Raw genomic sequence first — 14,400 nt, forward strand, 5'->3', positions numbered from 1 at the left:
GACGGGGCCGTCGGCCAGGTCAACCGGCAAGCCGGCCAAGGGCTCGACCGGCAAGGCGGCTGCTCGAAACGGCGCGTCCGGTCGGGCCACGTCCGGCTCGAAGAGCCGTTCGGCGCCGAGGACCACCCACGCGCGGGCGACCCCGCCGCCGCGTCGGCCTGGGCGCAAGGCCCGCGTCGGGCTCGGCTATCCGCACCGCCGGATGCGGTTCATGCTGCTCGCCGTGCTGATCGTCTTCAGCCTGTTCGCTGCCCAGTTGCTGCGTCTGCAGGCGATCGACGCCAAGACGATGGCCGAGGCGGCGCTCGGGCAGCGGCTGCAGAAGGAGTCGATCCCCGCGCTGAGAGGAGACATCACCGACGCGGACGGCGTGGTGCTGGCCAGCAGCGAGGAGCGTCGGGACATCACCGCAGACCCGACCGCGGTCGCGCAGTACACCAAGGTCGTCGACGGGACGCGGACCGAGGTGGGCATCTCCGGGGCCGCGAAGGACCTTGCGCCGTTGCTCCACAAGTCGGCGAGGAACATCGCGATCCGCCTGCGGGCCAACCCGGGGACTCGCTTCACCTACCTGGTCAAGAACGTCTCGCCGCTGACCTGGCACAAGGTGGCCGCACTCGGCATACCAGGCATCTTCAGCGAACGGACCACCCAGCGCGACTACCCGACGAACGACGTGGCAGCCTCCCTCGTCGGGTGGGTGGGCAACGACGGCAAGGCTGGCGGTGGCGTCGAGCAGATGCTCGACAAGAAGCTCACCGGCACCCCCGGGGAGATGACCTACGAACGCTCGGGTGACGGTTCGGTCATCGCGACCGGCGAGCACACCGACGTGCCGGCCGTCCCTGGCCAGAACGTCCGGCTCACGATCAACAGTGACCTGCAGTTCATGGCCCAGAACACCCTGGCCCAGGAGGTCATCAAGAGCCGGTCCGAGTCCGGGACCGTCGTGGTGAGCAATCCCAAGGGCGACCTGCTCGCCGTGGCCTCCTACCCCTCGTTCGACCCCAACCACATCGGGCAGGCCCAGGGCTTCCTGGGCAACCGGGCCTTCTCCGAGGTCTTCGAACCGGGTTCCACGGCGAAGGTGATGACCGCCGCCGCAGCGATCGAGGAGGGGGTGGCCACTCCGCGCACGCACGTGACCGTGCCCAGCGTGCTCCAGCGGGCCGACCGCGAGTTCCGGGACGCCGAGAAGCACGGCAGGCTTCACCTCACCTTCGCCGGCGTGCTGGCCCACTCCAGCAACATGGGCGCCATCCTGGTCGGCGAGAAGCTGAGCAAGCAGACGATGTACGACTACCTGCGCAAGTTCGGGATCGGCAGCCACACCGGCGTTGGCTTCCCGGGGGAGTCGCGGGGCCTGCTCGCAAGACCGCAGGACTGGGACGACGCCCAGCGCTTCACCATCCTCTACGGTCAGGGCATGTCGGTGAACGCCATCCAGGACGCCGGGGTGTTCCAGACCATCGCCAACGGCGGGGTGCGGGTGCCGCCTCGTCTCATCGCCGGCACGGAGAGCAACGGGCAGTTCAACCAGAACCCCCGCGCGAAGGGCACTCGAGTGGTCTCCGAGGCGACTGCCCAGCAGGTCACCCACATGCTCGAGGGCGTCGTGGGCAAGCACGGCACGGCTCCGGCGGCCGAGGTGAAGGGCTACCGCGTGGCGGGCAAGACCGGCACCGCGAGCCGCTACGACGCGGCGACCGGCGGCTACAACGGCTACACCGCCTCGTTCATCGGTTTCGCTCCCGCCGACAACCCCCAGCTCATCGTCTCGGTCACGCTCCAGAACCCCAAGTCGAGCATCTACGGTGGCGTCGTCGCCGCGCCGGTGTTCTCCAAGGTGATGACCTACGCTCTGCAGGCCTACAAGATCCCGCCGACGGGCACCAATCCGTCCCACATCCCCCTCACCTTCAAGACCCCCGCCGAGCAGGCACGGGCGAAAGGGAAGAACGAGTGATCCCTCTGCAGCTGCGCGAGATCGCCGCGCTCACCGGTGGCGAGCTGCACGGTGACGACGTCCTCGTCGACGGGCCCGTGGTCACCGACTCCCGGGAGGCGCAGACGGGCAGTCTGTATGTCGCCCGGGTGGGTGAGCACGCCGACGGTCACCAGTTCACCGGCGCCGCACGCGCCGCCGGTGCCGTGGCCGCGCTGACCAGCAGGGTGGTGCCCGAGCTGCCCTGTGTCGTCGTGCCGGACGTCCAGGAGGCCTTCGCGCGACTGGCCCGCGGCGTGGCCGACCGCGTGCCGGACCTCACCATCGTGGGGATCACCGGCTCGTCCGGCAAGACCAGCACCAAGGACCTGCTGGCCGGCGTGCTGGCGCCCCACGGGGAGACCGTGGCGCCGGTCGGGTCGCTCAACTCCGAGGTCGGGGTGCCGCTGACGGTGTGCCGCCTCACCGCCTCGACCCGCTACCTGGTCGCGGAGATGGGCGCCTCGGGCATCGGGCACATCGCCTACCTGACCTGGATCGCGCCCCCGCGGCTCGGCATCGTGCTCAACGTGGGCTCCGCCCACGTCGGCGAGTTCGGCTCGCGGGAGAACATCGCGACGGCCAAGGCGGAGCTGGTGCAGGCCCTGCCCGCCGACGGCGTGGCGGTCCTCAACGCCGACGACCCCGTGGTCGCGGCGATGGCGGCGAAGACCTCGGCGAGGGTGGTGTTCGTGGGCACCTCGCCCGACGCGACCGTGCGCGCTGACGACATCGAGCTCGATGCGGCGGGTCGCGCGTCCTTCACCCTGAAGACCCCACAGGGCGAGGCTCGGGTCGGACTGCAGCTGCACGGTGAGCACCAGGTCAGCAACGCGCTCGCCGTGGCTGCCGTGGCGCTCGAGCTGGGCCTGGCACCGGACGACGTGGCCGCCGCGCTGTCCTCTGCCCGACCGGGCAGCCGCTGGCGGATGGAGGTCCACGAGCGGGCCGACGGCGTGACGGTGGTCAACGACGCCTACAACGCCAACCCCGACTCGATGCGCGCCGCGCTCAAGGCACTGGCGGCCATGGGTCACGGTCGCCGGACCTGGGCGGTGCTGGGCGAGATGCTCGAGCTGGGCGACGAGTCCATTGCCGAGCACGACGCGCTGGGTCGAGTCGCGGTCCGGCTCAACATCTCTCGGCTGGTCGCGGTGGGGGAGGGTGCCAAGCCGATCGACACCGCCGCCCGGCACGAGGGTTCGTGGGGCAACGAGTCGACCTGGGTGCCGGACGTCGAGGCTGCCGAGGCGCTGCTGCGGCAGGAGCTGACCGCCGGCGACGTCGTGCTGCTCAAGTCCAGCCGAGACGCGGGACTGCGCTGGCTCGGCGACCGGCTCGTCGACGACGACCCGGACGGCCAGGATGCCGGAAACGCGAAGGGGCAGGTGGCGGGGTCGTGAAGGCGGTCCTCATCGCGGCGTTGGTCTCCCTCGTCGTCTCGCTCTTCGGCACCCCGCTCTACATCAAGTTCCTCGTCCGCCGCGGCTACGGCCAGTTCATCCGCGACGACGGTCCCACGTCCCACCACACCAAGCGCGGCACACCGACGATGGGCGGCGCGGTGATCATCGGGGCGGCACTGCTCGCGTATGCCGTGGCGCACGCGGCGACGGTCACCGACGTCACCGTCAGTGGCCTGCTCGTGCTCTTCCTGATGGCCGGCCTGGGACTCGTCGGCTTCCTCGACGACTACATCAAGATCTCGCGTCAACGCAGCCTCGGCCTGCGCTCGGGACAGAAGCTGATCGGCCAGACCCTCGTCGCAGTGGTTTTCGCGGTCCTGGCCCTGCAGTTCCCCAACCAGAGCTACCGGACGCCGGCGAGCACCTACATCTCCACCGTGCGGGACACCAACATCAACCTGGCCTTCGCGGGGACGGCCGTCGGACTGGTGCTCTTCGTGATCTGGGCCAACGTGATGATCGCGGGTACGAGCAACGGGGTGAACCTCACCGACGGCCTCGACGGCCTGGCGACCGGTGCGAGCACGATGGTCTTCGCGTCATACGTGCTGATCGCCATCTGGCAGTTCAACCAGAACTGCCAGACCAACCCGAGCGTCAAGTGCTACGAGGTGCGTGACCCGCACGACCTCGCCCTGGTCGCCGGATGCCTCATGGGCGCCTGTTTCGGGTTCCTGTGGTGGAACGCGTCGCCGGCCAAGATCTTCATGGGTGACACCGGCTCCCTCGCCCTGGGCGGGGCCCTTGCCGGTCTGGCCATCCTCACCCGCACCGAGCTGCTCATGGTGATCCTGGGTGGCCTGTTCGTCCTGATCACGCTGTCGGTCATCATCCAGGTCGGGTCGTTCAAGATGACGGGCAAACGCGTGTTCCGGATGGCGCCGCTGCAGCACCATTTCGAGCTGGTCGGGTGGGCCGAGGTGACGATCGTGATCCGCTTCTGGATCATCGCCGGCCTCTTCGTCGCGCTGGGGCTGGGGCTGTTCTATGCGGAGTGGGTGGTGGGGATCGGATGACGAGGCTGACCCGGCTGACCCACCGGGGCGGCCCGTGGCAGGGGCTGCGGGTGCTGGTGACCGGCCTCGGGCGCAGCGGCTTCGCGGCCGCGGACGCCGCCAGCGAGCTGGGGTGTCGCGTGGTGGCCGTCGACTCCGGCGAGAGCGACCAGCTGCAGGAGTCGCGACGGCTCCTGCAGCTCCTGGACGTGGACGTGCGCCTCGGACCGACCGCCGCGGCCGAGCTCAGCGATGCTGCCTGCTCGGCCGATCCGCGGACTGCCGCCGCGTTCTGGTCCGAGGTGGACGTCGTGATCACCTCACCCGGCTGGCCACCGACGGCTCCGTTGCTGGCCGCGGCGGCGCAGCACGGCACACCGGTGTGGAGCGAGGTGGAGCTGGCGTGGCGGATGCGGCCCGAGCACGGTGCGGCGCCCTGGCTGACGGTCACGGGCACCAACGGCAAGACCACCACGGTCGGCATGCTGGAGGCGATCCTGCGTGCCGCCGGGCTCCGGGCGCGCGCCTGCGGCAACATCGGCACGCCCGTCGTCGAGGTGATGCTCGACACGCAGCCGCTGGACGTCCTCGTCGTCGAGCTGTCCACCTTCCAGCTGGTCCGGTCGCCGTCGCTGCGCCCGCGTGCCTCGGCCTGCCTCAACGTGGGGGTGGACCACCTCGACTGGCACGGTTCCCTCGAGGCCTACGTGCAGGCCAAGGGCATGGTCTACCAGAACACCGAGGTGGCCTGCGTCTACAACGTGCAGGACCCGACGACCGAGCGGCTGGTGATGGAGGCCGACGTCGTCGAGGGATGTCGGGCGATCGGGTTCACCCTCGGCACACCGGAGCCCTCGATGGTCGGGCTGGTCGACGACGTCCTCGCCGACCGGGCGTTCGTCGAGGAGCGGCGCACCTCGGCCGCCGAGCTGGCCACCCTGGCAGACCTGCAGGGAGAGTCGCCGACGGTGGCGCCGCACTACGTCGCCGATGCACTGGCCGCGGCAGCCCTGGCCCGCGCCCACGGGGTCCCGCCGGTCGCGGTGCGCGACGGGTTGCGCGCCTACCGCCCGGCCGCCCACCGTATCGCCGAGGTCGCGACCGTCGACGGCGTGCGCTACGTCGACGACTCCAAGGCCACTAATCCCCAGGCCGCGGCCGCGGCGATCGCGGCGTTCGAGCACGTGGTCTGGGTCGCCGGGGGCCAGCTCAAGGGCGCGACCGTCGACGACCTCGTCCGCGGGGCCGTGGAGCGGCTGCGCGGTGTCGTGCTCCTCGGTCAGGACCGGGCCGTGATCGCCGACGCTCTCGCCCGACACGCCCCCGAGGTCCCGGTGGCCGAGGTGGACAGCACCGACACTGGGGCCATGGATGTGGTGGTGGAGCAGGCGCGTCGGCTCGCGCAGCCCGGCGACGTGGTGCTCCTCGCCCCGGCCGGGGCCTCCTGGGACATGTTCAGCGACTACGGGGCCAGGGGAGACGCGTTCGCCCTGGCCGTCCGCCGCCGGGCGTCCGGAGAGGCGGGCTCGTGACGACCTCGACGCGGGGCCGGGTGCCCGTGGCCAGCGCGTCCGAGGAGCGGGAGACCGGCTGGCACCGCCCGAGCGCCATGCTGGAGCGGCTCGAGTCGCCGGTGGCGACCTACTACCTGCTGCTCGGCGCCTCCGCGCTGCTGGTGTCGATCGGGCTGGTGATGGTGCTCTCGGCGTCCAGCGTGCAGTCCTACCAGCAGAGCGGGTCGTCCTACACCACCTTCCTCGGCCAGCTGCGCTTCTGCCTGCTCGGGCTGGTCGCTGCGGCCGTCGTCAGCAGGGTCCCCCTCTCCTTCTGGCGGTGGGCTTCGCCCTGGCTGTTCTTGGGGACGATCGGCCTGCAGGCCCTCGTGTTCAGCCCGCTCGGGGTCAGCGTGCTCGGCAACCGCAACTGGATCGAGCTGGGTGGGCAACGGCTCCAGCCGTCGGAGTTCGGCAAGCTGGCCCTCGTCCTGTTCGGTGCCACCGTCCTGGTCAAGAAGCGACGCTCGCTGGGGCGCTTCTTCCACGCGTTGGTGCCCCTCGTGCTTCCCGCCGGCGTCGTCCTGATCGGCTTGGTCCTGCTCGGCCACGACCTGGGCACGGGGCTGGTGCTGCTCGCCATCCTCGGTGGCATGTTGTTCGCTGCGGGCGTGCCGGCGCGGTTGTTCGTCTTCTCCGGGGTCGCCGTCGGGGCCCTGGCGACCGCGCTCGTGGTGACCAGTGGCAACCGCATGTCCCGGGTGTCGGACTGGCTGGGTGGGTGCAACGACGTGACCCAGTGCTTCCAGACGGTGCACGGCAAGTACGCACTCGCCGACGGCGGCTGGTGGGGTGTCGGCCTTGGCGCGAGCCGGGAGAAGTGGCAGTGGCTCCCCGAGGCGCACAACGACTTCATCTTCGCGATCATCGGTGAGGAGCTCGGACTGCCCGGCACGCTCATCGTCATCGGCCTCTTCGCGGTGATCGCCTTCGCCTGCTACCGCCTCGTGCTTCGCACCGAGGACTTCTTCGTCCGGGTGGCCACCGGCGGCATCATGGTGTGGATCCTCGTCCAGGCGATCATCAACATCGGCTCCGTGATCGGGCTGCTGCCGGTGATCGGGGTGCCCTTGCCACTCGTCTCCAGCGGCGGGTCCGCTCTGGTGGCAACGATGATCGCGCTGGGACTGTTGATCTCCTTCGCGCGCAACGAACCCGGCGCCCGCGAGGCCCTCGCCGCCCGCCCCAGCCTGGTCCGCCGGTCGCTCGCCGTCCTGGCGCGCCGAGGTGACGACTCGTGAGCGCTGGGCCCCTGCGCTCGGTGGTGCTCGCCGGTGGCGGCTCGGCGGGACACGTGTCACCGTTGCTCGCCCTGGCCGACTGCCTCCGCCGCCGGCTGCCCGAGACTGCGGTGACGGTCCTCGGCACTGCCGACGGGCTGGAGCAGCGGCTCGTGCCTGCCCGCGGCTACGACCTGCGGGAGATCCCCAAGGTCGCCTTCCCACGGCGGCCGGGCGGCGCCCTGGTGCGGCTGCCGCAGTCCCTGCGTGGCGCCCACCGGGCCGCACGGGCCGTGCTCGACGAGGTCCACGCCGACGTGGTGGTGGGGTTCGGCGGCTACGTCTCGACCCCGGCCTACCTGGCCGCTCGCGGCCGGCGCACGCCCATCGTGGTCCACGAGCAGAACGCCCGGCCGGGTCTGGCCAACCGGCTCGGCGCTCGCATGACCCGGCACGTCGCCACCACCTTCCCCTCGACCGCGCTGCCGCACGCCACCACCGTCGGTATGCCGTTGCGCCGCGAGATCGCGACGCTGGACCGAGCGGCACTGCGCGGCGAGGCGCTCGAGCACTTCGGGCTTCAGGACCGCCACCCGACCCTGCTGGTCACCGGCGGATCGCTCGGCGCACAGCGGCTCAACACCTCGTTCGCGGAACGGGCCACCGGGTTGGGGCGGGCCGGGGTGCAGGTCCTGCACCTGTCCGGCCTGGGCAAGGGGTTCGAGCCGGTGACCGCGCCCGGCGGGCCCCGCTACGTGGTGCGGGAGTATGCCGACCGGATGGACCTGGCCTACGCCGTCGCGGACCTGGTGGTGGCCCGCTCGGGGGCGGGCACCGTGTGCGAGCTCACCGCGGTCGGCCTGCCTGCCGTCTACGTGCCGCTGCCGGTCGGCAACGGCGAGCAGCGGCTCAACGCCGCCGACGTCGTGGCAGCGGGCGGTGGGCTGCTGGTCGACGACTCGGCGTTCACCCCGGAGTGGATCACCGCCGAGCTGCGGCCCCTGCTGCAGGACCGCGTCCGGCTCGAGGCCATGGGCAAAGCGGCGGCCGGTCAGGGGCACCGCGACGCGGACGAGCGGCTGGCCGACCTGGTCCTGCTCGCCGCAGCGGACGGCGAGGTCGGCGGGGACCGGGCATGACCCGCTGGAACCGGCGGTTCGACTTCGCCGCCCCGGTGCCGGCGGCCGCAGAGCTGCGGCGGGCGCACTTCATCGCGATCGGTGGCGCCGGAATGTCGGCCGTGGCGCGGCTCATGCTCGAGCGGGGCGTGGCGGTGAGCGGTTCGGACCAGAACGACTCACCGGTGCTGGAGGTCCTGCGCGCGGCGGGTGCCTCCGTGACGGTGGGGCACTCCGCCGCCACGGTCAGCGCGCTTCCCGACGGTGCGGTGGTCGTCGTCTCCTCGGCGATCCGTGACGACAACCCCGAGCTGGCGGCTGCGCGTGAGCGTGGCCTGCGGGTCCTGCACCGGGCTCAGGGTCTCGCCACCCTGCTGCCCGGCAACCGGGTGGCGGCAGTGGCCGGTGCCAACGGCAAGACGACGACCAGTGCCATGCTGGCGGCGGCACTGCGCACCGCCGGGCTCGATCCCTCCTTCGCCATCGGCGCACCGCCCGTCGGCCACGACGTGGGAGCCGGCCTCGGTGGCGGCGACGTCTTCGTGGTCGAGGCAGACGAGAGCGACTCGTCCTTCCTCGTCTACCACCCCGAGGTCGCGGTCGTCACCAACCTCATGCCAGACCACCTCGACTTCTACGGCACGTTCGAGCGGGTCACGCGCGCCTACGACGAGTTCGTCGCGACGATCGCACCGGGAGGGCTCCTGGTCACCTGTGCCGACGACGAGGGCGCCCGCGGCCTCGCCGAGCGGGCCCGCGCCGACGGGGTGCGGGTCGTCACCTACGGCGTCGCCTCCGACGCCGACGTGCGGCTCACCGGACTCGGTGGTGCCGGATTCGACTGGGGCGCAACGGTGCTGCAGGACGGTCAGCCCCCACGCCGGCTGGGCCTGCGGCTGCCGGGTGCCCACAACGTGCTCGACGCGGCCGGGGCCTACACCGCGGCCACGAGGGGGCTGGGCGCCCACCCCGACCTCGTGCTGGAGGGCCTGGCCGCGTTCCCCGGCACGAGCCGTCGCTTCGAACCGCGCGGTGAGGCGGCGGGAGTGCGCGTCGTCGACGACTATGCGCACAACCCCGGCAAGGTGGCCGCGGCCGTCCGGACCGGGCGCGGTCTGACCGGCCCAGGGCGACTGGTCCTGGTCTTCCAACCGCATCTCTACTCCCGCACCCGCGACTTCGCCGCGGAACTGGCCGCGGCACTCTCCCCCGCGGACGTGGTGGTGGTCCTCGACGTCTACCGGGCGAGGGAGGACCCGGTGCCCGGAGTCACGGGGGCGCTGGTTGCCGACCGGGTCACCGGAGCCGAGGTGCACTATCTCCCGGACCGGCCGGAAGTCGCGGCCGCGGTGCACGGGCTGGTGCGCCCGGGCGACCTGGTCCTGACCGTGGGTGCCGGTGACGTCACCGCGGTCGGTCCGCAGTTGCTGCGACTCCTGTCCGCCGAAGGGGTCCTCGCAGACCCCGCCGCACCGCCGGGCGCACCCGAGGGGCCGGCCCCGTCGGCCGGGTCGTCGTCGTGCGCCTGAGTCGTGGCCGGGCGCCCGAGGGGATGCACGCTCGGATGGCGGCGCGGGCCTCGCGGGTGCGTGCGTCGTCGCGTCGGACGACCCTGTGCGGGACCGCCGCCGTGCTGCTCGCGGCACTGGTGGTGTGGTTGCTGCTGTTCAGTCCGGTGCTGTCCGCTCGGCAGGTCAGGGTCGAGGGCGTGCCGCCGGACTCGGTGGCCGCGGTGCGCGAGCGCGCCTCGGTGCCGCTCGGGCGGCCGCTGCTGCGGGTCGACACGGGCGCGGTGCGTCGACGGGTGCTGGCCGGCGGTGGTCTGGGTGACGTCCGGGTCAGCCGTTCCTGGCCGTCCACGGTGGTGATCCGTGCGGACCGCCGCGTCCCCGTCCTGGTGCTGAGAAACCTTCAAGGTCAACTAGAGGTTGTGGACGCGTCCGGCGTGGCCTACGCCACCGTGCCGAAGGCCCCCAAGGGACTGCCGGTCGTCACCGTGCACACCGACGAAGGGGCGGGCGGAGCCGCGGCCCCGTCGAGCGGGCGGGTGACCCAGCAGGGGCGGTCGGCCGCGGTCAGCCTGGTGGCCGCCCTGCCGGAGCCGCTGGCGAACCGGGTGAGCGACCTGACCCTGAACCTGCCGGAAGACGTGTCGTTCCGGGTTGCGGGAATCACCGTCCGATGGGGCTCGGGGGGCGACGCGCAGGCGAAGTTGCAGGTGCTGCGCGGCCTGCTCGACCAGCCAGGCGTCCGGAAGCGCGGCGGGACGATCGACGTCAGTGCGCCCGACTCACCAGTCGTCCGAACGCCGTGACAAACGAACTCAGCCTCGACTGCACGTTGAGAGTAGCGCGGGGGTGGGGAGGGTGCCGTAGCATGCCACCTACACTCGCTCGCAGGACACGCGCTCCGGCCCGGTCCCGACGTGTCGTTGTACCCCGTTCGATCTGCGCACCACCGTGATCCATACCGTCATCCAGGAGAGGCCCCCGACGTGGCAGCACCGCAGAACTACTTGGCCGTTATCAAGGTCGTCGGCATCGGCGGAGGCGGTGTCAACGCGATCAACCGGATGATCGAGGTCGGACTCAAGGGCGTCGAGTTCATCGCCATCAACACCGACGCACAGGCGCTGCTGATGAGCGACGCCGACGTCAAGCTCGACGTCGGCCGGGAGCTCACCCGCGGGCTGGGCGCAGGCGCCGACCCCGAGGTGGGCAAGAAGGCCGCCGAGGACCACGCGGAGGAGATCGAGGAGGTCCTCAAGGGCGCCGACATGGTCTTCGTCACCGCGGGTGAGGGCGGCGGCACCGGCACCGGTGGCGCACCGGTCGTGGCCAAGATCGCCAAGTCGCTCGGCGCGCTGACCATCGGTGTCGTCACGCGACCGTTCACCTTCGAGGGACGCCGCCGGGCCAACCAGGCCGAGTCGGGCATCACCGACCTCCGCGAGGAGGTCGACACCCTGATCGTCATCCCCAACGACCGGCTGCTGTCGATCAGCGACCGCGCGGTCAGCATGCTCGACGCCTTCCGCAGCGCCGACCAGGTGCTGCTGTCCGGTGTCCAGGGCATCACCGACCTGATCACCACTCCCGGCCTGATCAACCTCGACTTCGCCGACGTCAAGTCGGTCATGCAGGGAGCGGGCTCCGCCCTCATGGGCATCGGCTCCGCGCGCGGCGAGGACCGGGCGGTCCAGGCCGCGGAGCTGGCCATCTCCTCGCCCCTGCTCGAGGCGAGCATCGACGGCGCGCACGGCGTTCTGCTGTCCGTGCAGGGAGGTTCCGACCTCGGCCTGTTCGAGATCAACGAGGCGGCGCGGTTGGTCCAGGAGGCCGCCCACCCCGAGGCCAACATCATCTTCGGCGCGGTCATCGACGACGCCCTCGGCGACGAGGTGCGGGTCACCGTGATCGCGGCCGGGTTCGACGGGGGCTCGCCGACGCGGCGCGGAGACGACCGGGCCCTCGGCCAGGTCCAGGGTCCTCCGCAGAGCCAGCGGCAGGCCCCGGCTGGACAGCCCCGGCAGCAGGGCGGCCAGCAGACGCCCCAGCAGCAGGGCGGCCCGCAGCCGCAGCGTCAGCAGGCCCCCGCCCAAGGGCAGCAGGGGCAGCAGCAGGGGCAGCAGGCACGCCCGCCCCAGCAGCCGGTGCAGGGTCGACCCGCTCCCCAGCAGGGCCAGCAGGGTCACCAGAGCCAGCAGGAGCAGGGCGGCGACGTCGCGCGTCCGCCGCGCTCGGTCACCTTCGACGACAGCGACGACCTGGACGTCCCGGACTTCCTGAAGTAGGCCTCACCCTCGCCGCTCGCCGATCTTCGTGGCGCTTCGGTCGCTCGGTGTGACCGGCACGCCACGAAGATCCGCGCGAGGGCGGGTGTCGTAGGTTGTGGTCGTGTTCATCTGGCGCGAGCAGCTGCCGCCGCGTCCCGGCGCGGCGGAGTTCGGCGTGGACCGCGGCTTCACCGGGCGCGGCGCCGACCCGTCCGTCGCTGGTGGAGCTGACCGAGCCGCGACCCAGCCGTATGCCGGGTTCAACCTCGGCGCCCACGTCGGGGACGACCTCGACCGGGTCGAGGCCAACCGGGCGTCCCTCGCCGAGGCCGTCGGGGTCACCCGGGACCGGCTGGTCTTCATGCACCAGTGCCACGGGATCGACGTCGAGGTCGTGGACGGCCCGTGGTCCGGTGCGGCGCCGCCCGCCGACGGTTTGGTGACCGGCCGCACCGACCTCGCCCTCGCCGTGCTCGTGGCCGACTGCACGCCCGTCCTGCTCGCCGACCCGGCCGCCGGGGTCGTGGCCGCAGTGCACGCGGGTCGCCCCGGCATGGTCGGCGGCATCATCGGCCGCGCCGTCGACGCGATGCACGACCTGGGGGCGATGAGGATCCGCGCGACCGTCGGCCCTTCGGTGTGCGGGCGGTGCTACGAGGTGCCGGAGGACATGCGAGCGCGGGCCGCCGCCACCAGCGCGGTGAGTGCCACCGTGTCCTGGCAGGGGACGCCCGCCATCGACGTCGCCGCCGGTGTCGTCGACCAGCTGCGGGCACGCGACGTCACCGTGGACTGGGTGCCGGGCTGCACCCGGGAGTCGTCGGACCTCTACTCCTACCGGCGCGATCCGGTGACCGGGCGTTTCGCCGGCGTGATCCGCCTCGTCGCACCCCAAGGAGGCCACCGATGACCCACGCGGAGCCGTCGCGTCACAGCGCCCCTCCCGACCAGCAGGCGTTCGACCGCGGGTCCGAGCTGGCCCGGCGGTTGGCCACGGTCGAGCGCCGGATCGAGGACGCGTGCGCCGCCGCCGGCCGCTCGAGGGCCGAGGTGCGCCTCATCGTCGTGACGAAGTTCTTCCCTGCCTCGGACCTGGCGCTGCTGGCCGGCCTGGGGGTCCGCGACATCGGCGAGAACCGCGACCAGGAGGCCAGCAACAAGCTGGACGAGCTGCCCGACCACGAGCGCGACCGGCTCACGGTCCACTTCATCGGGCAGCTGCAGAGCAACAAGGCCGGATCCGTCGCGCGCTACGCCGACGTCGTCCACTCGGTCGACCGGAGCAAGCTGGTGCGCGGCCTCGACCGGGCCGCCGGGTCGGCACAGCGCCAGCTCGACGTGTGCGTCCAGGTCGACCTGGACCCACCGTCACCGGGACGCGGCCGGGGCGGCGTCGCACCCGATCAGGCGGCCGCCCTCGCCGACCAGGTCGCAGGCACGGAACACCTGCGCCTGCGAGGCGTCATGGCAGTCGCCCCCCTCGGGGCCGACCCCGCGCCGGCCTTCGCCCGGCTTCGTGCGATCGCGGACGCCATACGAGCCGATCACCCCGACGCCACGTGGATCTCGGCAGGCATGAGCGCCGACCTGGAGGAGGCGGTCGCGCACGGCGCGACACACCTGCGTGTCGGCAGCGCAATCCTCGGATCACGACCGGCGTTTCGGTAGCGTCCAAGGCGACCACTCGACAGGCACCCGCATCAAGGAGCACACCAATGGCTGGGGCGCTGCGCAAGACCATGGAGTACCTCGGCCTCGCCGAGGCCGACGAGCGCTACGACGCGTATGACGACTACGAGAGCTACGACGAAGCGGACGGTCGCGAGACGGTCGACCGTGAGGCGGAGCGGGAGGAGCGCGCACCCGTGACCCACCTTCCCCAGCGGAACGCCCCGACACCGCGGGTCGTGCGTGACGGGGACGTCGGCCCCCTCACCCGGATCACCACGATCCACCCGCGGACCTACAACGAGGCCAAGAACATCGGCGAGAACTTCCGCGACGGCGTGCCGGTCATCATGAACCTCACCGACATGGACGACTCCGACGCCAAGCGGCTGGTCGACTTCGCGGCCGGCCTGGTCTTCGGGCTGCACGGTGCCATCGAGCGAGTGACCAACAAGGTCTTCCTGCTGTCCCCGTCGCACGTCGAGGTGGCCACCAGCGCTCCCACCGCGTCCGCGAAGGCCTCGCACAGCCTGTTCAACCAGAGCTGAGCGGCGACGACAGGGCCGCGGCGACGAGTGGTGACGATGCGGTCGGAGCGGTCTGCCCCGGAGGCAGCGGCAG

Annotated in this window: 12 protein-coding genes; all 12 read left to right on the forward strand. The window is 71.9% G+C overall.

What is annotated here, in order from left to right; all coding sequences use genetic code 11:
• Positions 1-211 precede the first annotated feature (211 nt).
• A complete protein-coding gene (locus FCN22_RS03490) occupies positions 212-1,966 on the forward strand; it encodes a peptidoglycan D,D-transpeptidase FtsI family protein (protein ID WP_137120278.1) in 1,755 nt (584 codons plus the stop codon).
• Positions 1,963-3,387 carry a UDP-N-acetylmuramoyl-tripeptide--D-alanyl-D-alanine ligase gene (locus tag FCN22_RS03495; RefSeq protein WP_137120135.1) on the forward strand — a complete coding sequence of 475 codons (1,425 nt, stop codon included), beginning with the start codon at positions 1,963-1,965 and terminating at the stop codon, positions 3,385-3,387. Before FCN22_RS03490 ends, FCN22_RS03495 begins: the two co-directional genes overlap by 4 nt.
• Positions 3,384-4,466: a phospho-N-acetylmuramoyl-pentapeptide-transferase gene (gene mraY / locus FCN22_RS03500; protein WP_137120136.1), complete on the forward strand. Its 1,083-nt coding sequence runs from the start codon at positions 3,384-3,386 to the stop codon at positions 4,464-4,466. The genes FCN22_RS03495 and mraY overlap by 4 nt, the downstream gene beginning before the upstream one ends.
• Positions 4,463-5,977, forward strand: coding sequence for a UDP-N-acetylmuramoyl-L-alanine--D-glutamate ligase (gene murD / locus FCN22_RS03505; RefSeq protein ID WP_137120137.1), 1,515 nt, complete (start codon positions 4,463-4,465; stop codon positions 5,975-5,977). Before mraY ends, murD begins: the two co-directional genes overlap by 4 nt.
• On the forward strand, positions 5,974-7,239 hold the full coding sequence (gene ftsW / locus FCN22_RS03510) for a putative lipid II flippase FtsW (RefSeq protein WP_238384490.1): 1,266 nt from the start codon (positions 5,974-5,976) through the stop codon (positions 7,237-7,239). Before murD ends, ftsW begins: the two co-directional genes overlap by 4 nt.
• Positions 7,236-8,357, forward strand: coding sequence for an undecaprenyldiphospho-muramoylpentapeptide beta-N-acetylglucosaminyltransferase (gene murG, locus FCN22_RS03515; protein WP_238384491.1), 1,122 nt, complete (start codon positions 7,236-7,238; stop codon positions 8,355-8,357). The genes ftsW and murG overlap by 4 nt, the downstream gene beginning before the upstream one ends.
• Positions 8,354-9,865: a UDP-N-acetylmuramate--L-alanine ligase gene (gene murC, locus FCN22_RS03520; protein WP_137120138.1), complete on the forward strand. Its 1,512-nt coding sequence runs from the start codon at positions 8,354-8,356 to the stop codon at positions 9,863-9,865. The genes murG and murC overlap by 4 nt, the downstream gene beginning before the upstream one ends.
• Positions 9,856-10,650 (forward strand): cell division protein FtsQ/DivIB, encoded by a 795-nt coding sequence (locus tag FCN22_RS03525; protein ID WP_137120139.1) that lies wholly within the window; start codon positions 9,856-9,858, stop codon positions 10,648-10,650. Before murC ends, FCN22_RS03525 begins: the two co-directional genes overlap by 10 nt.
• A 180-nt stretch (positions 10,651-10,830) precedes the next feature.
• Positions 10,831-12,129: a cell division protein FtsZ gene (gene ftsZ / locus FCN22_RS03530; RefSeq protein WP_137120140.1), complete on the forward strand. Its 1,299-nt coding sequence runs from the start codon at positions 10,831-10,833 to the stop codon at positions 12,127-12,129.
• Between the two features lie 103 nt (positions 12,130-12,232).
• Positions 12,233-13,021 (forward strand): peptidoglycan editing factor PgeF, encoded by a 789-nt coding sequence (gene pgeF / locus FCN22_RS03535; RefSeq protein WP_137120141.1) that lies wholly within the window; start codon positions 12,233-12,235, stop codon positions 13,019-13,021.
• On the forward strand, positions 13,018-13,779 hold the full coding sequence (locus FCN22_RS03540) for a YggS family pyridoxal phosphate-dependent enzyme (RefSeq protein ID WP_137120142.1): 762 nt from the start codon (positions 13,018-13,020) through the stop codon (positions 13,777-13,779). The genes pgeF and FCN22_RS03540 overlap by 4 nt, the downstream gene beginning before the upstream one ends.
• A 47-nt stretch (positions 13,780-13,826) precedes the next feature.
• Positions 13,827-14,327 carry a cell division protein SepF gene (locus FCN22_RS03545; RefSeq protein ID WP_137120143.1) on the forward strand — a complete coding sequence of 167 codons (501 nt, stop codon included), beginning with the start codon at positions 13,827-13,829 and terminating at the stop codon, positions 14,325-14,327.
• The last annotated feature ends 73 nt before the right edge of the window (positions 14,328-14,400 follow it).

The organism is Segeticoccus rhizosphaerae (assembly GCF_005222685.1).
GTDB classification, from domain to species: domain Bacteria; phylum Actinomycetota; class Actinomycetes; order Actinomycetales; family Dermatophilaceae; genus Segeticoccus; species Segeticoccus rhizosphaerae.

Coding starts and splice junctions, on each gene's coding strand:
- murC (WP_137120138.1), top strand. CDS start 8,354: ATGACCCGCTGGAACCGGCGGTTCGACTTCGCCGCCCCGGTGCCGGCG.
- murD (WP_137120137.1), top strand. CDS start 4,463: ATGACGAGGCTGACCCGGCTGACCCACCGGGGCGGCCCGTGGCAGGGG.
- FCN22_RS03540 (WP_137120142.1), top strand. CDS start 13,018: ATGACCCACGCGGAGCCGTCGCGTCACAGCGCCCCTCCCGACCAGCAG.
- FCN22_RS03490 (WP_137120278.1), top strand. CDS start 212: ATGCTGCTCGCCGTGCTGATCGTCTTCAGCCTGTTCGCTGCCCAGTTG.
- FCN22_RS03545 (WP_137120143.1), top strand. CDS start 13,827: ATGGCTGGGGCGCTGCGCAAGACCATGGAGTACCTCGGCCTCGCCGAG.